The 20,318-nt window shown below is 60.3% G+C and carries 17 protein-coding genes; 7 read left to right on the top strand and 10 right to left on the bottom strand.

The features are described 5' to 3' along the window. Positions 1–55 precede the first annotated feature (55 nt). From yvcK to secG, 6 genes are all read left to right on the top strand, one after another. Entirely contained in the window at positions 56–1,054 is a 999-nt protein-coding gene (gene yvcK, locus HMPREF2996_RS04375; protein WP_070444892.1) for a gluconeogenesis factor YvcK family protein, read from the top strand. A gap of 168 nt (positions 1,055–1,222) precedes the next feature. Further along, the gene (whiA, locus tag HMPREF2996_RS04370; RefSeq protein WP_070730287.1) at positions 1,223–2,212 is read left to right on the top strand and encodes a DNA-binding protein WhiA; all 990 of its coding nucleotides are present in this window, start codon (positions 1,223–1,225) and stop codon (positions 2,210–2,212) included. A 491-nt stretch (positions 2,213–2,703) separates the two neighbouring features. Beyond that, a complete protein-coding gene (gap, locus tag HMPREF2996_RS04365; protein ID WP_070444886.1) occupies positions 2,704–3,711 on the top strand; it encodes a type I glyceraldehyde-3-phosphate dehydrogenase in 1,008 nt (335 codons plus the stop codon). Between the two features lie 243 nt (positions 3,712–3,954). Continuing rightward, on the top strand, positions 3,955–5,172 hold the full coding sequence (gene pgk, locus HMPREF2996_RS12955; RefSeq protein WP_070643464.1) for a phosphoglycerate kinase: 1,218 nt from the start codon (positions 3,955–3,957) through the stop codon (positions 5,170–5,172). A 42-nt stretch (positions 5,173–5,214) separates the two neighbouring features. Beyond that, positions 5,215–5,994 (top strand): triose-phosphate isomerase, encoded by a 780-nt coding sequence (tpiA, locus tag HMPREF2996_RS12950; protein ID WP_070444881.1) that lies wholly within the window; start codon positions 5,215–5,217, stop codon positions 5,992–5,994. Positions 5,995–6,177: 183 nt separating this feature from the next. Beyond that, positions 6,178–6,414, top strand: coding sequence for a preprotein translocase subunit SecG (gene secG, locus HMPREF2996_RS04350; protein ID WP_070643470.1), 237 nt, complete (start codon positions 6,178–6,180; stop codon positions 6,412–6,414). Positions 6,415–6,529: 115 nt separating this feature from the next. On the opposite strand, the gene pgl is transcribed toward secG, so the two are convergent. From pgl to tkt, 5 genes are all read right to left on the bottom strand, one after another. After that, on the bottom strand, positions 6,530–7,291 hold the full coding sequence (gene pgl / locus HMPREF2996_RS04345) for a 6-phosphogluconolactonase (RefSeq protein WP_070444878.1): 762 nt from the start codon (positions 7,289–7,291) through the stop codon (positions 6,530–6,532). A 56-nt stretch (positions 7,292–7,347) separates the two neighbouring features. After that, positions 7,348–8,280 carry a glucose-6-phosphate dehydrogenase assembly protein OpcA gene (locus HMPREF2996_RS04340; protein WP_070444875.1) on the bottom strand — a complete coding sequence of 311 codons (933 nt, stop codon included), beginning with the start codon at positions 8,278–8,280 and terminating at the stop codon, positions 7,348–7,350. Between the two features lie 22 nt (positions 8,281–8,302). Continuing rightward, positions 8,303–9,835, bottom strand: coding sequence for a glucose-6-phosphate dehydrogenase (zwf, locus tag HMPREF2996_RS04335; protein ID WP_083276434.1), 1,533 nt, complete (start codon positions 9,833–9,835; stop codon positions 8,303–8,305). Between the two features lie 129 nt (positions 9,836–9,964). Beyond that, a complete protein-coding gene (gene tal, locus HMPREF2996_RS04330; RefSeq protein ID WP_070730285.1) occupies positions 9,965–11,053 on the bottom strand; it encodes a transaldolase in 1,089 nt (362 codons plus the stop codon). A gap of 44 nt (positions 11,054–11,097) precedes the next feature. Continuing rightward, the gene (gene tkt / locus HMPREF2996_RS04325; protein WP_210398897.1) at positions 11,098–13,173 is read right to left on the bottom strand and encodes a transketolase; all 2,076 of its coding nucleotides are present in this window, start codon (positions 13,171–13,173) and stop codon (positions 11,098–11,100) included. A gap of 325 nt (positions 13,174–13,498) precedes the next feature. Between tkt and HMPREF2996_RS04320 the strand changes: the two genes are divergently transcribed. After that, a complete protein-coding gene (locus HMPREF2996_RS04320) occupies positions 13,499–14,443 on the top strand; it encodes a heme o synthase (protein WP_070730281.1) in 945 nt (314 codons plus the stop codon). Positions 14,444–14,514: 71 nt separating this feature from the next. On the opposite strand, the gene HMPREF2996_RS04315 is transcribed toward HMPREF2996_RS04320, so the two are convergent. From HMPREF2996_RS04315 to mptB, 5 genes are all read right to left on the bottom strand, one after another. Beyond that, a complete protein-coding gene (locus HMPREF2996_RS04315; protein ID WP_070444867.1) occupies positions 14,515–15,483 on the bottom strand; it encodes a quinone oxidoreductase family protein in 969 nt (322 codons plus the stop codon). Positions 15,484–15,600: 117 nt separating this feature from the next. Then, on the bottom strand, positions 15,601–16,611 hold the full coding sequence (locus tag HMPREF2996_RS04310) for a COX15/CtaA family protein (protein WP_070730279.1): 1,011 nt from the start codon (positions 16,609–16,611) through the stop codon (positions 15,601–15,603). An 82-nt stretch (positions 16,612–16,693) separates the two neighbouring features. After that, a complete protein-coding gene (locus HMPREF2996_RS04305) occupies positions 16,694–17,455 on the bottom strand; it encodes an ABC transporter permease (protein ID WP_070730278.1) in 762 nt (253 codons plus the stop codon). Positions 17,456–17,514: 59 nt separating this feature from the next. After that, positions 17,515–18,429 carry an ABC transporter ATP-binding protein gene (locus HMPREF2996_RS04300; protein WP_070444857.1) on the bottom strand — a complete coding sequence of 305 codons (915 nt, stop codon included), beginning with the start codon at positions 18,427–18,429 and terminating at the stop codon, positions 17,515–17,517. Between the two features lie 6 nt (positions 18,430–18,435). Next, positions 18,436–20,202: a polyprenol phosphomannose-dependent alpha 1,6 mannosyltransferase MptB gene (mptB, locus tag HMPREF2996_RS04295; protein WP_070710610.1), complete on the bottom strand. Its 1,767-nt coding sequence runs from the start codon at positions 20,200–20,202 to the stop codon at positions 18,436–18,438. Positions 20,203–20,318 lie beyond the last annotated feature (116 nt).

Below are 20,318 nucleotides of genomic sequence, written 5' to 3'. Positions count from 1 at the left end.
CCCTACCCTTGGATGACCGAAAGCTAATATTTCCGTGACGTCTCTCCCTACCCACATGGCTAGCCTGGGCGGTGGCCATGGTCTTTATCAAACCCTTTTGGCTGCGCGCCGCACCGGCGCGGAGGCGATCTCTGCCATCGTCACTGTGGCTGATGACGGCGGATCTTCCGGACGGCTGCGCCGCGAGATGGACATTATTCCGCCGGGTGATTTGCGCATGGCGCTCGCCGCGTTGTCGAGTGACTCAGAGGAGGGCCAGATGTGGGCCTCAACGCTGCAGCACCGCTTCCAAAGCACCGGCGCCATGGCCGGCCACGCGGTGGGTAATCTCCTCATTGCCGGACTCACTGAGGTCTTGGGGGACTTCCAAGCGGCGCTTGACGCGGTGGGACGGCTAACGCAGTCTGCGGGCCGCGTGCTGCCGGCTGTGAATCTGCCGCTCGATATCGAAGCGGACGTGGCCGGGCTTGACGACGATCCCCGCATCATGCGCTCTGTCCGCGGCCAAGTCGCCGTGGCATCCACCGTGGGGCAGGTTCGCCGCGTCCGGATCATCCCGGAGAAGCCACAGGCCAACCCGGAAACCATCGCGGCCCTGCGCGATGCGGACCTCATCACCTTGGGCCCGGGATCGTGGTTTAGCTCGGTGCTTCCACACGTCCTCGTACCGGAGATTGTCAACGCAATTACGTCCTCGGATGCGCTTCGCGTTGTGGTACTTAACCTTTCCGCGGAACCAGGGGAGACCCAGGGCTTTTCAGCTGAGCGCCACCTGCACGTCTTAGCGCAGCATGCGCCAAACCTGCGGGTAGACAAAGTAATCGTCGATGGTTCTGGTCTTCCGAATGAGTCGGAGCGAGTTTTCGTGCAGCGTGCGGCCAGCGTGCTCGGTGCTACGGCGGTCTTCCGCGATGTGTGCCAGAGCGATGAGAATGGACATTCTCTCAACAAGCATTGCCCAAACAAGCTCGCGCAGGTACTGACTGAGCTTTATACCGACTATGCCGCTCAGCGCGATTCTTCAGCGGGTGCCCCGGGCACTCACCGCGGCTAAGTGCACGATAGACTAAGTGGCATTCATCGCTCACCGCAGCGTCGCTGCGCTTCACAGGCGCGGTGGTGCGTGCTGTGTATGCACGAGCTCAAGGCCCTTCTAGGGCCAGTTGCACCACTGCTGCTTTCTGCGGTGAGTTACATCAAGAGTTGAAAGGGGAGGCACGAGGTGTCTGCGTCATTGACCGATCAGGTCAAGGAGGAACTTACGGCGGTGTCCGTACCGCGCCAGTCCGCTCGTGCGGCGGAGGTTGCCGCGATCCTCAGGTTCGCCGGCGAGCTCCACATCACCGGAGATAGGGTGATGTACGAGGTCGAATTGGAATCGAAGAGCGTAGCCACTCGCTTGGTCACCGCACTCGACGAGTTGTATTCGATTTCTGCGAGCACCCACGTAGCCGGCCTCGCCGCATCCTCTAAAAAGAGCAGAGTGCAGGTGCGTATCACTACCGGGGCCAAGGAGTTGACTAGGCGCCTGGGGTTGGTGACCCGCTCGGGTCACCCAGTCGTGGGCCTGCCACCGCAAGTAATCTCCGGCTCTGTTGCGGATAATGAAGCAGCTTGGCGCGGCGCGTTTTTGGCGCAAGGTTCGCTAACCGAGCCGGGCCGGTCTTCAGCGCTGGAGGTGACCTGTCCTTGCCAGGAGGCAGCACTCGCTCTCGTAGGCTGCGCGCGTCGTTTGGGTGTAGCGGCGAAAACTAAGGAGACCCGCGGGGCCGATCGCGTCGTGGTGCGTGATGGCGATGCCATTGGTGCGTTGCTGACCAGAATGGGGGCCCAAGAGACTCGACTGACGTGGGAGAAGAAACGTATCCAACGCGAAGCCCATGACACCTCCCGCCGCCTAGACAACTTCGATGACGCCAACTTACGCCGTTCTGCCCGTGCGGCAGTTACAGCTGCGGCTCGCGTCGAACGCGCCATGGTTATCTTGGGCGATGACGTCCCGGAACATCTCGCGGACGCCGGCCGCCTACGCGTGCAGCACCGCGAAGCTTCCTTGGAAGAGCTCGGACGCTTGGCTGATCCGCCGATGACCAAGGACGCGGTGGCTGGGCGTATTCGCCGCCTGCTTTCTATGGCAGATAAGCGCGCGAAGGAACTTGGTGTGCCGGATACGACGAAGGCAGTGACAGAGGAACTTTTTGAGGAATCCTAGTCTCTCGTCTTAGCCCCAGACGCAGTCGAATGTTGTGCCCGTTCGGGCACCATCGCGACCGTCTGGGGCAATTTATTGACTATCGATGGTGAATTTATGACCGGCGATAACCGGTTTATTTTTGGATTCACCCGCTCTTTTTTGCTTTAGTGAGATATCCCACCTTGCCCTCTTTAGGGCCAACACAATCCCACATAAACGGGCATATCTGCAGGTGTGTGCGTTTGGGGGATTGAATTAAGTAACTAGCGGTCCATCTAGTGTACGCCCCTTTTCCCTTTCGTGCGAGCATCTTGGTTGGGAACCTGAACGCGCACTGCAGGATGCAAAATCCGTGGGTACTATCGGCCGTGTTGGGAAAACCACCGAGCACGTCACGGAAGTGGCAGGGCAACGGTGCCGCAAGAACGGTCCACCGCACTGCCTATAAAGACAAAGTCTCGGAAGCCCCCACAATTGAACTTCACTCGATTATTTGAGGAGACATTACAGTGACCATTCGCGTAGGTATCAACGGATTTGGCCGCATCGGCCGCAACTTCTTCCGTGCAGTCGCACAGGGCAACAATGACCTCGAGGTCGTCGCAGTTAACGACCTGACGGACAACGCAACCCTGGCCAACCTGCTCAAGTACGACTCGGTTCTGGGCCGCTTCGACGGTGAGATCGAGCATGACGACGAGTCCATCACTGTCAACGGTCACAAGATTGCAGTCTCCGCAGAGCGCGATCCGAAGAACCTGAACTGGGGCGAGTACAACGTCGACATCGTCATCGAGTCCACCGGTTTCTTCACCGATGGTGAGGCTGCCAAGGCTCACATCGAGGCCGGCGCCAAGAAGGTCATCATCTCTGCACCGGGCAAGAACGTTGACGCAACCTTCGTCTACGGCGTTAACTCCGATGAGTACGACGCTGAGAAGCACAATGTCATCTCCGCCGCATCCTGCACCACCAACTGCCTGGCACCGATGGCCAAGGTCCTGCACGAGAAGTTCGGCATCGAGAAGGGCCTGATGACCACCATCCACGCCTACACCGGTGACCAGCGCATCCAGGACGCTCCGCACCGCGACCTGCGCCGCGCCCGCGCCGCAGCCGTCAACATGGTTCCGACTTCCACTGGTGCAGCAAAGGCTGTCTCCCTGGTTCTGCCGGAGCTGGAGGGCAAGCTGGACGGTTACGCAATGCGCGTTCCTACCATCACCGGTTCCGCTACCGACCTGACCTTCCAGGCATCCCGCGACGTCACCGCTGAGGAAATCAACGCTGCTATCAAGGAAGCCGCCACCGGCGAGTTCGGCGAGACCCTGGGCTACACCGAGGACCCGATCGTCTCCACCGACATCATCACCGATTCCCACGGCTGCATCTTCGATGCTGGCATGACCAAGGTTTCCAACGGAAACTTCGTCAAGGTCCTCGGCTGGTACGACAACGAGTGGGGCTACACCAGCCAGCTCGTGCGCACCACCTCCCTGGTAGCCTCTAAGCTCTAAAGCTTCACCCTCTGAAATGAGCACAGTGAAGCAAGCTGTGATTGCCTGCGGAAGCACCGCGGGCTAGATACCGGCCCACGCGCCGCGCCTACTATCTCTGAATATATGGCGTGCGCTGGGCCGGTAGTCGTCTTTAAGGAACGAGTACGCGCTTTCACACACATCGCGAATCAGGTTCCGGCACACTTTCTAATTGAATAGCATTAACCTTTAGCTTGAGTACCCACCTTTAAGGAGAACACAATGGCTTTCAAGACTTTGGACGATCTGCTCGCAGAAGGCGTTTCCGGCCGCCACGTCCTTGTTCGTTCTGACTTCAATGTCCCGCTTGATGATGAAGGAAACATCACCGACTCTGGCCGCATCACCGCCTCGCTGCCGACTATCAAGGCGCTCATTGAGGGGGGAGCGAAGGTCATTCTGTCGGCACACTTGGGGCGTCCGAAGGGCGAAGTAAACCCGAAGTACTCCCTCGCGCCAGTCGCAGAGGCTCTCTCCGAGGCGCTGGATCAGTACGTTGCCCTTGCCGGCGACGTCAGCGGTGAAGACGCTCACGAGCGCGCCAACGGCCTCAACGATGGCGATGTTCTCCTCCTGGAGAATGTTCGCTTCGATCCGCGCGAGACCTCCAAGGATGAGGCTGAGCGCGGCGCCTTCGCCGATGAACTCGTCGCCCTGGCTGCGGACAACGGTGCCTTCGTTTCCGATGGTTTCGGTGTTGTTCACCGCGCACAGGCCTCTGTGTACGACGTCGCCAAGCGCCTGCCAGCATACGCCGGCAAGCTGGTGCAGAAGGAAGTGGAAACCCTGGCTGCGGTAGCAGAGAAGCCAGAGCACCCGTACGTGGTCGTTCTGGGCGGCGCCAAGGTTTCCGACAAGCTCGGTGTGATCGAAGCGCTTGCCGGCAAGGCCGACAAGGTGATCATTGGCGGCGGCATGTGCTACACCCTTTTGGCTGCGCAGGGCTACAACGTCCAGAACTCCTTGCTGCAAGAAGACCAGATTGACAACTGCAAGGAGCTGCTCGAGCGCTTCGGTGAAAAGATTGTCCTGCCGGTCGACCTCGTTGCTGCAACCGAGTTCGATGCTCAGGCAGAGAACAAGGTCGTCGCCCTGGACGGTATTCCGGAGGGTTGGCAGTCTCTCGACATCGGCCCGGAGTCGGTGAAGGAGTTCGACGAGGTCATCGCTTCTTCCAAGACCGTCTTCTGGAACGGCCCAATGGGTGTCTTTGAGATGGAGGCCTTCTCCAAGGGCACCGCCGGTGTGGCACAGTCGATCATCGACGCCACCGCTAAGAACGGTTCCTTCACCGTCGTTGGCGGCGGTGACTCCGCAGCTTCCGTCCGCCTGCTCGGCCTCGATGAAGATGGCTTCTCTCACATCTCTACCGGTGGTGGCGCTTCCCTCGAGTTCCTTGAAGGCAAGGAGCTGCCGGGCGTCAAGGTCCTGGAAGCCTAAGCACTTAAACCGTCAACTCAGTCTGATTTAGAAAGGCTAATCATGGCACGTACCCCGCTTATCGCAGGTAACTGGAAGATGAACCTCGACCACAAGGAAGCTATTGGTTCCTTGCAGAAGTTCGCATTCTCTCTGCCGAAGGAATACTACGAGAAGGTTGACGTGGCGTTCATGGTCCCGTTCACCGACATCCGCACTGTGCAAACGCTGGTCGACGGCGACGACTTGCAGTTCACCTACGGCGCACAGGACATCTCCAAGCATGAGTCCGGCGCATACACCGGTGAGGTGTCCGGCAAAATGCTCTCCGCCCTGGGATGCTCCTGGGCAGTCGTTGGCCACTCCGAGCGCCGTCAGTACCACGGTGAGACCGACCAGCTGGTTGCTGAGAAGGCCGCTGCAGCTCTGACTAACGGCATCAGCCCTATTGTCTGCGTGGGCGAGCCGCTCAACGTGCGCGAGGCAGGCACCCACGTGGATTACGTGGTCACCCAAACCCGCAACTCCCTGCAAGGCCTTTCTGCCGAGGACCTCTCCAAGACCGTCATCGCGTATGAACCGGTCTGGGCAATCGGTACTGGTAAGGTTGCTTCCGCTGAGGACGCGCAGGAAGTGTGCGCAGCCATTCGCGAGCTCGTCCGTGAACTGGGCGGCGATGAGGTGGCCGAGGGGATCCGCATTCTCTACGGTGGCTCCGTCAAGGTGGATTCCATCGCGGAGATCGTAGGCAAGCCGGACGTCGACGGCGGCCTGGTTGGCGGTGCTTCTCTCAAGGGCGAGGAGTTTGCCAAGCTGGCGGCTAACGCTGCCCAGGGTGCATAGCCCTCATACCAGCTAGCATAACGCTCATGAGCCGTGGCGGGTCGGAATGGTATCTGGCCCGCCACGTGGTGTATTATCGGGGATTATTGCGCCCGCTTTTGGCGCCCTCTTCTCCGTGGGCTGACGGCATAGGCTGTCACCACCACATAAAATGAACGAACGCGTAAAACAAGGAACTATTTCATGATCTTGGCACTGGAAATCATCCTCGTGATTGCCGCAATCCTGATGTCTGTCTTCGTGCTGCTGCACAAAGGTAAGGGCGGCGGTCTTTCCAGTCTCTTTGGCGGCGGTGTGCAGTCCAACTTGTCTGGTTCCACCGTGGTTGAAAAGAACCTCGACCGTTATACCGTGGTCATGGTGGTCATCTGGCTCGCTTGCATCGTAGCCCTAAACCTGCTGCAGGCATATAGCAGCTAAAACCGCCAGCTGGTCTACGGCCACAACAACGCAGAACGCCGCGTGCTTCCTCTCATGGAGGAGGGAACGCGGCGTTCTTTTTTCCTAGGCTTCAAGCGACCGGGGAACCGTGGCGCTAAAGCTGCTGTGCGGCGTCTTCACTTACGAAAAGTAGAGTCTCTTCGGTGCCCCGCGCACCTGCGGCAGGCCAATCCTCAGCCGCGGCCCCGGCTACGAGATGGGACGCAGCTTCGGCCTTCTCCTCACCGGAGACAAGGAACCAAATGCGTTGAGAGCGATTGATAGCGGGGTAGGTCAGCGTGACACGCTCCGACGGGGGCTTAGGGGAATCATGGACAGCAAATGCATAGTCCGTATCCTCATAGACTGCCTCCGAGTGCGGGAAAAGAGAGTTGATGTGGCCTTCATGTCCCATGCCCAAGAGGTGAATGTCGAAGCCCTCCGGCGCAAAATCACGAATCTCGCCTTCATAGGCTTGGGCGGCGTGCTCCATGGATACCGCACCCAAGTCATAGCCATGAATGTGCGGTTCTGGAATACCGACCTTGCTGAGAAGAGCCTCGCGAGCTTGTCCCTCGTTGGAATCCGAATCGCTGACCGGAACATTGCGCTCATCCCCGAAGAAGACATGGACCCGCGTCCAGTCCACGGCCAATGCGGGATAGTCGCCGCCTTGCTGCTCGGCAGCTTCGTGGAGGCGTGCCAATTCGCGGAGGACACCGATTCCAGCACCACCACCGGTGAGGACTACGCGTGCTACTCCGTCCTTGTGCAGGCCACCGCCCGGGGCTTGAATCGCTGCAATCGTCTCGATAAAGGCGAGTGCGGCGGAGGATATGAGCTCGTCGATGTCGCTAACGCGACGAAGCGTGACCATGGTGAAGAAAGATCCTTCTGAATGATGGGACTGGGGGAACGATGGAATAGTTACGCCTACACACTGTAGTGCACGCGCGCTAAGGCGCGGAGAGCATGGGCGTATGTCCTATCCGAATCAAGGTGGCGCAGCTCTTCCGAGAGCACCTCCGCTTCGGAACGCACAGCGAGGCTCACGAGCGATTCTGGGGAACCGGGGACGCTGACCTTAACCGTCGTGGCATCGACGGCCGTGACAGTGATATCCGCGGTGGGGCGCCGGAAGACTAAGGAGGTAATCGGGAAGGCGCCTGCCTCGCATTCCGAGATTCTACGGGTGACGGGGACGGAAAGGGCGTCGAGCAGCCAGCCGGCCGCAAAATCGACGGCGGCATGGTGCTCGGCTCCGGAAATCTCCACCGAATTGACAGGCTCGTGTGGATGGCGGTCAAGAGCAGAGGCGATGATGCCACGCCACAGGGTAATGGCGCCCCAGGACATGTCGGAATCACCCGGCTTATAGCCGGAGGACAGCACGTGAAGGTCGTATTGATCAACACCGCTGCCGAAAGCCACGTTAGTGATGCGGCGTTGGGCTAGAGCACCGATGGGTACGGCTGCGGGCGCAGGCGGGCAGGCAGTAGGCCACCAAGCAACGATCGGTGTATCCGGAAGAAGAAGGGGAGTAACCACTGCTTCTGCTTGGTCGGCGAGGGCGCCATGGAGGTGCATAACGACGATTTCCGAGGCACCCGCCTCGCCGCCGACGCGCAGCTCAGCATCGAGGCGGGTTTCTTCTTCGAGGGAGCCCGAGGCGATCACGATGACGCGGGAGGGGTGCTCGTGGGAGGCATCGCGTACTGAAGTGAGCAGGTTGTCAAGGTCATCGCCTTCTTCGGTCATAACGATGAGCGTAAGAACGCGGCCGGTCGTGAGCGTGTAATGCTCCTGCATCTCCACGAGCTTTTTAGAGATTTTGCGCGTGGTCGTATCTGGCAAGGGGATAATCATAAAGCCATTCCTCCTAGGGGCCCTACGGACGGCGCCAGGAATGACCCCGGCGGCGCAGCATTCTATCGGCAGACTCCGGCCCCCATGTGCCAGCGCGGTACTGCTCTGGCTGACCGATGTTGGACCAGTATTCAATGATGGGGTCGAGGATGGACCAGGACAGCTCCACTTCCTCGTTGGTGGGGAAGAGGGAGGACTCGTCTAAGAGGGCGTCGAGAATCAGGCGCTCGTAGGCTTCCGGTGATTCCTCGGTGAAGGCCTCGGCGTAGGCGAAGTCCATGTTGACGTCGCGCACCTCCATGGTGGAGCCGGGAACCTTGGATCCGAAGCGCATGGTGACGCCTTCATCTGGCTGGACGCGGATCACCACGGCATTCTGGCCCAGTGAATCAGCTTGACCTTGGTCAAAAGGCTGGTGTGGGGCGGTCTTAAAGACGAGTGCAATCTCCGTCACGCGGCGGCCGAGGCGCTTGCCGGTGCGCAGGTAGAAAGGAACGCCCGCCCAGCGACGGGAATTGACCTCAAGGGTGCAGGCTGCATAGGTTTCCGTCGTGGATTCGGGATCGAAGCCTTCTTCTTCCCGGAGGCCATTAACATACTCTGAGCCCTGCCAGCCAGCGGAGTACTGGCCGCGGGCTGTGGTCTTGTTAAGTGGGTGCACCGCGTTGGTGGCACGCAGCACCTTGATCTTTTCGGCTTGGAGCGCCTCAGGGGCAAAGGAGGAAGGCTCCTCCATGGCGACGAGGGCCAGCAGCTGCAGGAGATGGTTTTGGATGACATCGCGGGCAGCGCCGATGCCGTCATAGTAGCCAGCACGGCCTCCGAGCCCGATGTCTTCGGCCATGGTGATTTGCACATGGTCGATATAGTGCGCATTCCACATGGGTTCGAAGATCTGGTTGGCAAAGCGCAAAGCCATGATGTTCTGCACCGTTTCTTTACCCAGGTAGTGGTCGATGCGGAAGACCGAGGACTCTGGGAAAACGGCGTTGACAATCTCGTTGAGCTGGCGTGCGGAATTCTGATCGTGGCCGAAAGGTTTCTCAATGATGACGCGGCGCCAGGAATTATCCGTGCTATCTGCCATGCCGACGCGCTCCAACTGATGGCAAATATCGGAGAAGAACTCCGGGGGCACGGAAAGGTAGTAGGCCCAGTTACCGCCCGTGCCGCGGGAAGCGTTGAGCTCAGCGAGTCGGGCAGACAGCTTGTCAAAGCCTTCGTCATCGAAGCTGCCTTGTACAAACTCGATTCCCTTGGCGAGGTGCTCCCACACATGCTCACTGAAAGTGGTTCGTGCTCCTGCCTCGGCGGCTTCGCGTACGTAGTCGCAGAAGGCCTGTTTATCCCAGTCGCGGCGGCCGTAGCCGACCAAAGTGAAGCCTGCCGGAAGCAATCCGCGATTGGCCAGGTCATAGATTGCAGGCAGGAGCTTCTTGCGCGCCAAGTCACCCGTGACGCCAAAAATCACCATGCCAGAGGGGCCGGCGATGCGTGGCAGGCGCTTGTCCTTCGCGTTGCGCAACGGGTTGACCCACGCGCTGGTAGTGCTCACTAAGTGTCCTTTCGGTCTGTGTGAGTTAAGTCCAACTGCTCAGCATAGCGACCCGCGCCGCGTAGGCCATAGTTGCGTGGCCATAGACGGTGCGTGAGTCGCTGTTGAGCAATCACTGTTCGCCGTTGTCTAAGCGAGGCGGTCCGTCATTGAAGCAAGCAAAGCTTCCCATGCATCGACGAACTTGTCGACGCCCTCCTTCTCCAGCACTGCGAAGACATCCGCGAAGTCAATGCCAACTGCCTCCAGCTGTGACCACACCCGCTCTGCCTGCTCCGCAGAGCCACTGAGAGTATCGCCGTGCAGGTTGCCCTGCTCGAGTACGGCATCGATGGTCTTCTCCGGCATCGTGTTAACGGTATCCGGTCCAGCTAGCTCAGAAACATAGAGCGTGGCAGGGTAGTCGGGGTTCTTAACTCCCGTCGACGCCCACAAGGGGCGTTGCGGGTTAGCGCCAGTTGGAAGGTCTTCGCCGCCCGCCGTGAACTCTTTGCGGAACAGGGCGTAGGCCCGCTGAGCGTTAGCCACGCCAGCTTTTCCGCGCAAGGCAAGAGCCTCGTCAGCGCCGTTCAATTCCAAGCGCTTGTCTACTTCGGTATCCAGACGGGAGACAAAGAAGGATGCTACGGAGTGAATCCTAGAAACGTCCTTGCCCGCCGCAGCCGCGCGCTTGATTCCTTCCTTATAAGCTGCAATGACTTGGGCGTAGCGTTCGACGGAGAAGATAAGGGTGACATTGACGGAGATGCCCTCGGCGAGGGCGTCGGAGATAGCAGGAAGGGAGCCATCGGTAGCTGGGATCTTGATCATGAGGTTGGGGCGCTCAACCTTCGCCCACAGCTCACGTGCCTGCTCCAGGGTTGCTTCCGCATCTGCGGAGATGCGGGGATCTACCTCGATGGAGACGCGGCCATCCCGGCCACCCGACTTCTCGTAGATCTCGGTAAAGACGTCGCACGCGTTACGGACATCGTCGATAGCCAGTGCGTACACAGCTTCGTCCGCGTTAGCGGACTTTTCCTTCAGTGCTGCGATATCGGAATCATAGGAGGTGCCGGATGACATTGCGGCAGCAAAGATCGCGGGGTTCGTGGTGACACCCACGATGGACTTAGTGTCCAAGAGCTCACGGAGGTTGCCGGAGTCTAGGCGTTCGCGGGAAAGATCATCGAGCCAGGTTGACGTCCCGAGGTGAGCCAGATCATCAATATGCGTCATGGTGTGGTGTAGGTCCTTTCGTGAGGGGAACTCGGAACGGGAGACTAGTCTGCCTGCGCCGCGCTCAGTGCTTCGCGCGCGGCATCAGCAACGGCCTCGGCGGTGAAACCGAAGTTCTCAAAGAGCTCTGCGGCAGGTGCAGAGGCACCAAAGTGCTCCAGAGACACGGTGCGGCCGAAGGAACCGGTGTACTTGTGCCACGGCATAGAGATACCAGCTTCGACGGAGACGCGCGCGCGGACCGAGGAGGGAAGGACGGATTCGCGGTAGGAAGCATCCTGCTCATCGAACCACTCCAGGCACGGTGCGGAAACGACCCGGGTGGCAGTACCTTCAGCCTCGAGCTGCTTGGCGGCTTCCACAGCGAGCTGCACCTCGGAGCCGGTGGCAAGGAGGATGACATCTGGAGTTTCCTTCGATGCCTCAACAAGGATGTAGGCGCCGCGGCGGACGCCTTCGGCCGCCTTTTCCTTGGTGCCCTCAAGCACTGGAAGATTCTGGCGGGACAGCGCTAGGCCCTTCGGCGCGGCCTTGTACTCGAGTGCTGCCGCCCACGCCAGGGCCGTCTCGTTAGCATCGGCCGGGCGGATGACGGAAAGGTTGGGGATGGCGCGCAGGGCAGCGAGCGTTTCCACCGGCTGGTGGGTGGGGCCGTCTTCGCCCAAGCCAATGGAATCGTGAGTCCACACGTAGTAGGTATCGGTGGACATGAGCGCACCGAGGCGCACGGCGGGGTACTGGTACTCAGAGAAGATAAGGAAGGTACCGCCATAGACGCGGGTATTGCCGTGCAACGCAATGCCGTTCATGATGGCGGACATGGCGTGTTCACGAATACCGAAGTGGAGGTTGCGGCCATAAGGTGTGGCAGTCCAGGCATCCGTAGTGATGGACTCGGGGCCAAAGGACTCCGCGCCCTTGATCACCGTGTTATTGGAGCCTGCCAGGTCGGCGGAACCGCCCCACATCTCCGGCAGGGAGGCCGCAAGTGTTTGAATGGCGGCTTCAGAAGCCTTTCTGGTAGCCAGAGACTCGCCCGCTTCCCACGTGGGAAGCTCGGCGGCGAAGTCAGCAGGAAGTTCGCGTGCCTGGAGGCGGTCGAAGAGCTTCTTCTCTTCCGGGTTGGCTGCGGCCCACGCGTCGAATTTCTCCTGCCACTCAGCATGTTTCTGTGCACCGCGGGCAGCCAGCTCGCGGGTATGAGCGAGAACTTCCTCGTCGATGTGGAAGGACTGCGCAGGATCGAAGCCGAGGACTTCCTTGGTCGCGGCCACCTCGTCTTCACCGAGGGCGGCGCCGTGGACGCCACCGGTGTTCATCTTGTTCGGTGCTGGGTAACCGATGACCGTCTTTACACGGATGAAGGAAGGGCGGGAGGTTTCGGCGCGGGCAGCAGCAGCGGCCGCTTCGATGGCTTCGACGTCCTCACCGGACTCCACGGTCTGCACGTGCCAGCCATAAGCCTCGTAGCGCTTGGCGACGTCCTCGTTGAAGGCAATGTTGGTGTCATCCTCGATGGAGATGCGGTTGTCATCCCAGAAGACGATAAGGTTGCCCAGCTTCTGAGTACCTGCCAAGGAGGAGGCCTCAGCAGTCACGCCCTCCTGCAGGTCACCGTCAGAGGCGATGACATAGACATAGTGATCGAAAGGAGATTCGCCAGCCGGGGCGGAAGCGTCGAACAATCCACGCTCCTTGCGCGCGGCCATGGCCATACCAACCGCCGAAGCCAGGCCCTGGCCCAGCGGGCCGGTGGTGATTTCTACGCCGTCGGTGTGGTGAACCTCCGGGTGGCCGGGAGTCTTAGAACCCCACGTGCGCAAAGACTTGAGATCCTCCATCTCGAGGCCGAAGCCGCCGAGGAAGAGCTGGATATACTGCGTCAGAGAAGAGTGCCCCACGGAGAGGACAAAGCGGTCGCGCCCCGCCCAGTGAACATCTGCTGGGTCATGGTTGAGCACGCGCTGGTAGAGCGTGTAGGCCAGAGGCGCCAAGGACATGGCGGTACCGGGGTGGCCGGAGCCGCAGTTCTGAACGGCATCGGCAGCGAGCACGCGGACGGTATCCACGGCGCGAGTGTCGAGGTCACTCCAGTCCGAAGGATAACGGCGCTGAACCATAGCCTGCAGTTCCGGGGACAACTTTTCGTGCGACACGGCGAAAACCTCACTTCGCTTCTGGAAACAGATATACCGTTAATCAGTGTAAAGGTTTTTCGATCTTCGGCGGGGGATTATATAAACCAGGTTTCGGGCGGTAGTCTGGCATGGTTGACGCCGTTGCTCCCCGCTTTCGGATCTGGCTGGCGAGTGCTTCGAAGAGGAAACCTCGACCGTGCCACACAGCTCTCGGGATATCTCGGGAACTTTTTAGCGCGAGCAGACGACCACTACTTCAGACCTATAAGCCATACACCCACGTGCCGGATATACGGAGGACTATTCCTTGGAGACCATCAAGGCCTATTTTGCGCTAACGAAACCGAGGATCATTGAACTCCTCCTCGTGGCAGCAATCCCGGCTATGCTCCAGGCCCAGCGTGGATTCGAGGCGGTGTCCTCAAACTTCTGGCTCATCGTATCCACCATCTTTGGCGGATGGATGGGTGCCGCTGCGGCCCACACGTTCAACAACGTCGTGGACTATGAGATTGACCAGAAGATGCAGCGCACTCGTGCTCGGCCGCTGGTGCGCAAGACTATTTCGCGTCGCAATGCCGCCATTTTTGCTTGGGTCATGCTCGCACTATCCGTCTTCTGGCTAGGCGTGCTGGCGCATTCCTGGCTGGCGGCGTTCTTCGTGCTGCTGACTAACTTCTTCTATGTCATCGTCTACACGAAGTTCCTTAAGATGCGAAACTCCCAGAACATTGTCTGGGGTGGTCTAGCAGGCTGTATGCCCGCCATGGTGGGCTGGGCAGTGATCCGGGATAACGCACCGGCGGGGGAGCCTGACCGTTGGTGGCAAGCCGTAGTCTTGTTCCTCATCATCTTCTTCTGGACCCCGCCTCATACGTGGGCGCTGGCGATGAAATACAAGGAGGACTACCGCAAGGCCGGGGTGCCGATGCTGCCCGTCGTTGCCGGGGAGGTGGAAGTTACCCGCCAGATTGTGTGGTACACCATCGGCACGGTTATCGTGACCTTCCTTATTATCCCGGCAGCCTCCTGGATCTACTTGGTGGCCGCGGTGGCCTCCGGTGCGGTCTTCTTATGGATGGCAATCCGCCTCCACCAAGATGTGAAGAAGGGCGCAAAGGTCAAGCCCATGCGCCTATTCATCTACTCCAATAACTATCTCTCAGTCCTCTTCATTGGGCTGTCTATCGACGCCGTCGTGGGCTGGGAACCCATCGGTCGCATGCTGGGCTGGTCGGCCGCCCTCTTCTAACGAGGCGGCCTGCCAACCAGATCAGCGAACCTCCAATTATCTCGAACTAGTCCAGGGAGCTACTCCTTGGACTAGTCTTCTCTTACGCGCAGAACGATGGAGCCGGTGGTTTTGCGCTCTTGGAGGTCGCGGTGGGCCTGAGCGGCTTCGGCGAGCGGATATTCCGCCGAGATGCGGAAGTCGAGGTCGCCATCGATGACCGCCTGCACCACTGCCTGGGCGCGCATCTGGAACTCGCCTTCCTGGGAGGTCCAAGCACCGAGCGAGGGGCGGGTGAGGAAGATGGAGCCGTGCTTGTTCAGCAGCTGCGGGTCCATCGGCGGGACGGGGCCCGACGCGGCGCCGAAGAGCGCTACCGTGCCGCGCGGCCGCACAACCTCAAGGGATTCACCGAAGGTGGCTTTGCCGACGCCATCGTAGACCACGTCGACGCCGCGCCCGCCATTGTGACGACGTACCTGCTCTGCCAAGCCACTGCTGTAGCGGAACACGTGGTCTGCACCCGCGCCGTAGGCCAGCTCTTCCTTCTCATCGGTGGAAACCACGGAATAGACGGTGGCGCCCAGGGCCTTGGCCATCTGGGTGAGGATTAAGCCCACGCCGCCCGCACCGGCGGTAATGAGGCAGGACGCACCTTCCCCCAGCTGATAGACACCGTGGGTGAGGTAGTGCGCCGTCATGCCCTGGAGGAGCATGGAACCTGCGACGGCGGAAGGAATCTCGTCGGGGACGGCCACCACGCGGTCGCGCGGCACGCAGACTTGCTCCGCATAGGAGCCGAAAGCGTGATCCCAGGCCACCATCGTGCCCGGGGCGATTTCCCCCTGGGGGTCGTGCACAACGCGTCCGGTTCCCTCGAGTCCGATGATGAACGGCACGGAGGCGTTGTAGATGCCTTCGCGGTAGTAGGTGTCGATGTAGTTGACACCGGCCACGGAGACGTCGACAAGCAGCTGCTCCTTCGTCGGCGTGGGGGATTCTACCTCGGCGTAGGTGAGGACCTCGGGCCCTCCGGTCGTGGTCACCTGAATAGCATGCATGGTGTCTAGGCTAAACGAAGCCGAGGGCTCCGCGCAGCAAAAAGCGCCGCCATCCTCACTTCCTGATGAGAACGGCGGCGCTTCGAGTACCTGTTTTACCGGCTCCGTTGGCTCTGCTTAGCTGTGGGCGGCGGGGACGTTCTCGCCACCGCGCTGGGAGGTGCTGGCAGTTGTGCCATCCTCGTTGCCGACGCGGCGCAAGCCATGCGCCCACAGCAAGGCGGTGAAGGCCGTGACCACTGAGGACATGCCCACGTGGAAGGGGACGGTCCAGCGGGGGATGTGGAGGTAGAACTGGGTGACACCGATAGCCCACTGTATGACGATGCAGGCAATGAGCACCCAGCCGGCCTTCTTCGCCACCTTGGGAGCGCCGGTGCGGTGCAAGAGGAAGACCACGATGAGCGTCAGCGCTAAGTAGACGTACATGCAGACCGCGTGAATGATGGCCATGCCATAGGTGTCCACGCCGAGGCGGCCCTCCATGCCCACACCGGCATCACCGGAGTGGGTACCCGAGCCAGTGACAAAGGTGCCCGTCAGCAGAACGATGGACAGGGCCACAGTGGCCACCACCGCGAGGGTGCGCACCGCGGCGGGGAAGAGGCGAGTGGGAGTGCCGTCATCGGGTTCATTAATGCGGGAGAACAGCATGGCCGCGATCCACACCAAGACCATCGACGGGAGGAAATGCACAGCCACACTCCACCAAGAAAGCTTCAGCACGACTGACAGAGCGCCAATGAGTGCCTGCACCACGATGCCGGTGAGCCCCGCCCAGGCATAGACCTTGAGCTCCTTGCGGCGCTGCGCCTTGTGAACGACCACAATGCTGGCGATGGCAGCCGCCGCGACAACGAAGGTCAGCAGGCGGTTTCCAAACTCAATGGCTTGGTGGAGCATGGGGGCCGCACCCTCAATGGGCACCAAGGAACCGGGGTGGCAGTTGGGCCAGGTAACGCAACCAAGGCCGGAGCCGGTGACGCGCACGATGGAGCCCGATACCGTAATACCGCCCTGACAGAACAGAAGGATGAGGGCGATAATGCGCTGCATCTTCAGCGACGGGCCAGAGGCCACGCCGGCAGGCGCGAGGGGACGTTGAGAAGAAACACTTGCGGTACTCACGGCTATTCAGCCTACCGCTCGGCCCTGCCCCGGAACCAATATCGACGGGTGGGTCACACCACGCAAGGGAGAAGAATCACTTTTAGCCCTCGAAGCGGAACCAACGCACCGCGGCAAACGACGCCACTGCTGCCCACACCACGAGGACCACGAGCTCAATGCCGGGGAAAGAACCGTTGAGGGCGGTATCCAGACCAGCAGCCATGGCCACCGTGGGCACCAGCGTGAGCACCCCGTTGTCGCCGAGACCCTGGGAAAACATCGCCCACCCGACGGCCCCGAGAAGGAGAAACCAAATCAGGTTGGCCACTGCCAGGACTACCTCAGAGCTAAAGGTTCCGCCCAGCAGCAGTCCCAAGGCTGTAAACGTGGCCACTCCTAACGCCAAGGTCAGCACGCCGATGGCAGCGCCCCCAGCAGAAACTCGCAAGCCGAGGATAGCTGCGACAGTGCCGAGCACAAGGACCTGGAGCACCACCATGGAGAGCACGCCGAGAATCTTTCCCACCACGATGGCCCAGGCAGGAACGCCCGATGCGCCGGTGCGCTTCAGTGCACCATAGCGACGGTCGAAGGCCAAGGAGATGGCCTGACCTGTGAAACCGGAGGAGGTCGCTGCAACGGCCAGCACCATGGGGAAAACCTCATCCACACCATGCCCGATAGTGTCCTTCAGCTTCGCGGCGCCGATCAGGATAGCGAGCGGGATAATGATGCTCAGTAACTGTTGCTCGCCGTGCCGCAGCATCAGTTTGGATTCGATAGCCCCTTGGGCACGCGCCATGGCCGCTACGCCGACGCGCTGCGGGTGCGGGCTAAAAGTGCCGGGTGCGAAGGTGCTCATGGAGCGTCTCCTTGATCAAAGAAAGTGGTGAAAAACAGTAGAGGAAATCAGCAGCGGTTCTAGCTGCGCATCTCGCGACCGGTGAGGTCCAAGAAGACCTCTTCGAGGTTGCGGTGCGAGGTATGCAGGTTGCGGAGGACAACGTTTTGTGCGGCCAAACCCGTGGCGAGATCCGCGATAACGGCTGGGCTGACCGTAGAGGTGAGTCGGTAGTGCAAGGGGCGAAGGGCCTCGGCGGAGATCCCGACCTCACGCAAGGCCTCCAGATCCACCGGGGTTGCGGTATCAAAGTTCAGCTGCGGGATGTCGGTTGTCTCCGTGAGGGAAGCTGCGGTGCCGCTGGCTACGAGCCGGCCGTGGTCGATGATGACGACATGGTCGCTGAGCGCTTCCGCCTCGTCCATGAGATGAGTAGTCAAGATGACGGTGACGCCGTCGGCCCGCAAAGAGCGGATAAGGTCCCAGACGGCAAGACGCGATTGGGCATCCATGCCTGCGGTGGGCTCATCGAGGAAGACCAATTCGGGGCGACCAATGATGGCCAGAGCGAGAGAGAGACGTTGTTGTTGCCCACCGGACAAACGGCGGTAGCTATTCTTTGCCACCCCGCGCAGCCCGAGGGTATCCAGAAGCCACTCCGGGTCCAAAGGATTTTCGTTATAGGAGGCGCTGAGTTTCAGCATCTCCTTGACCTTGATGCCGGAGTAGGAGCCCCCGCCTTGGAGCATGATGCCGATGCGGGAGCGCACTGCATCAGGGTTGCGAGCGGGGTCAAGGCCTAAGACTTCAATGTGGCCAGAAGTGGGCTTTTTGAAGCCTTCACACATCTCGATGGTGGTTGTCTTTCCGGCACCGTTAGGGCCCAGCAAACACAGGATCTCGCCATGTTTGGCGCGGAAACTCAGCCCGTTAACTGCGTTGACGTCGCCATAGGTCTTAATGACGTTATCCAATACAAGAGCTGATGTAGTCACGGAGCCTTAGTCTAGGACACGGACGCCTGAGCGTCGCAATACAACCCACCCCGCAGCGGCGAGCGCGAGGAAGGTCACCAGGGCGGCGAGGTAGATGATGAATACCGTCCCGGGAGGAAGCCCGAGTCCGCGGGGCAGGACGATGAAGCTCATCAATCCGGAATAGATCATGACGGCCAAGCGGAAAAAGCGGCGGTTAGCCCACGCGGCGAGCGGCAACACGGCCCACAGGATGTACCAGGGTTGGACAACGGGGAAAAACACCACGAGCACAAAGGTGGACACTCCCAGACCACCCACTGGGTGGATTGCGCCGCGGTAGGTGGCAAACAGCATGCGGATCATGAAACCGGCGGCGATAATGACGCCCACGGTACGGGTGACGCTGAGGATGGCTTCGGTGTGATCGCCTAAACCTAGCAGCATCCCCAGGGAGCCGGCGCCGACACCCACGGAGGTTGTCGCAGACAGCCAGGAACGGATAGTTGCTGCGCCGCCCTGACCGAAAATCCAACCTATGTCGATCCCCGTAATGACAGTGACAGCGGCGATGGACGCTGCGAGCACCAGCAATTGGGTCACGCCAGCGCCAAGCACCGCCCGCACTGGGGGGATGCCGAGCTTGTCGACGAGCCCGCGAGCCGCCGCCATGCCAACAAAGCCTAGGCCAATGAAGCCGGTGACCTTGACCATGCCCGCGCAAGAAATAAGGACACCCGAGGCTAGAAACAACCCCGACACTCGCCATCGGGCGTTGTGCTCGTCATTGACCGCCCGCAGGCCCAGCTCTACACCGACGAGAGCCAACCCCAACATGAAGGATTCATTGTGGATTCCGCCGACGAGGTGAAGGATGGTCAAGGGGTTAAGGATGCCCAGCCACAGCGCCGCCTCGGGGGATACACGGCATCGGGTAGCAAGCCGTGCACTGGCCCAGCCGGCAGCGATGATGCCGAAAAGAGAAAACACGCGGTGCAGCACCACACCCCAAATGATGGAATCGTTGGTCAGCCAGCTCACGACAGCTGCCAAGCCCAAGGCTACGGGGCCATAGGGGGAAGGGGAGTTTGCCCAAATGAAGGGGACGGACCGGGCAAGATCATTATCTGCGCCCAAAAGTTCCACGGGGCCCGCGGAATAGGGATCGAGCCCTTGAAGCACGATGGAGCCGTTGGCGAGATAAGAGTAGATGTCTTGGGTAAACAGCGGCGCGGTGACGAGCAAGGGGAGAACCCATCCCAACCATGTTCGCCACATCTGACTTTGCGTGACTACTCGCGGGGAGTGGCTAAACCGCGGATCTGCGCTAGGTGTTGAGCCTGTACTTGCGCTCGCCGAGTTCTTGCCCAAGCGCAGCGGTGCACCCACCAACGGGGCCATGCATACCCAGGCCGTCACCATGAATCCGACACCAATGAAGACAAGGGCGGATGCTGATTGCAGCATTCGCGTCATGAGCGAGCCAAAGGGCAATGACTCATAAGGGTTACCCACGACGGGCAGGGCACCGGCACCTAGGCCGCCAAGCGCAATGAGTAAGGCTCCAATGGTTCCGAGCCATCTCAGGCTAAAAAGTGTGCGCAGCTGGGCTATGGTGCGGCGGTGAACGTCGCCAAGCGCGGCGTGATCTGCATCTTCGGGGGAGTCGGGAAAATCCTGGTGAAGGAGCGCAGAGCGGGATCCCGGGACTCCCATGCGGGGGAGTTCATCGCGCACACCCCAGATGACTCGGTGCAATCGCCCCGATTGGGTGTAGCCGCGCTCCATATTCATGCCTGTTTACCTTAGTCGCTCGGTGGGGAGAAGCGACTAGGTGCCCGCGACACGAATGAAAGAGTGGAAATCGGGAATGAATTAAGGAACACTAGTGTTGTCTAAAGGGAGAGTGT

The organism is Corynebacterium sp. HMSC066C02, assembly GCF_001814945.1.
Classification (GTDB): Bacteria; Actinomycetota; Actinomycetes; order Mycobacteriales; family Mycobacteriaceae; genus Corynebacterium; species Corynebacterium aurimucosum.
This window is presented reverse-complemented; position numbering and strand designations above follow the sequence as displayed.

Coding starts and splice junctions, on each gene's coding strand:
- HMPREF2996_RS04340 (WP_070444875.1), bottom strand. CDS start 8,280: ATGATTATCCCCTTGCCAGATACGACCACGCGCAAAATCTCTAAAAAG.
- pgl (WP_070444878.1), bottom strand. CDS start 7,291: ATGGTCACGCTTCGTCGCGTTAGCGACATCGACGAGCTCATATCCTCC.
- secG (WP_070643470.1), top strand. CDS start 6,178: ATGATCTTGGCACTGGAAATCATCCTCGTGATTGCCGCAATCCTGATG.
- HMPREF2996_RS04305 (WP_070730278.1), bottom strand. CDS start 17,455: ATGAGCACCTTCGCACCCGGCACTTTTAGCCCGCACCCGCAGCGCGTC.
- tpiA (WP_070444881.1), top strand. CDS start 5,215: ATGGCACGTACCCCGCTTATCGCAGGTAACTGGAAGATGAACCTCGAC.
- mptB (WP_070710610.1), bottom strand. CDS start 20,202: ATGAATATGGAGCGCGGCTACACCCAATCGGGGCGATTGCACCGAGTC.
- HMPREF2996_RS04315 (WP_070444867.1), bottom strand. CDS start 15,483: ATGCATGCTATTCAGGTGACCACGACCGGAGGGCCCGAGGTCCTCACC.
- yvcK (WP_070444892.1), top strand. CDS start 56: ATGGCTAGCCTGGGCGGTGGCCATGGTCTTTATCAAACCCTTTTGGCT.
- tal (WP_070730285.1), bottom strand. CDS start 11,053: ATGACGCATATTGATGATCTGGCTCACCTCGGGACGTCAACCTGGCTC.
- pgk (WP_070643464.1), top strand. CDS start 3,955: ATGGCTTTCAAGACTTTGGACGATCTGCTCGCAGAAGGCGTTTCCGGC.
- tkt (WP_210398897.1), bottom strand. CDS start 13,173: ATGGTTCAGCGCCGTTATCCTTCGGACTGGAGTGACCTCGACACTCGC.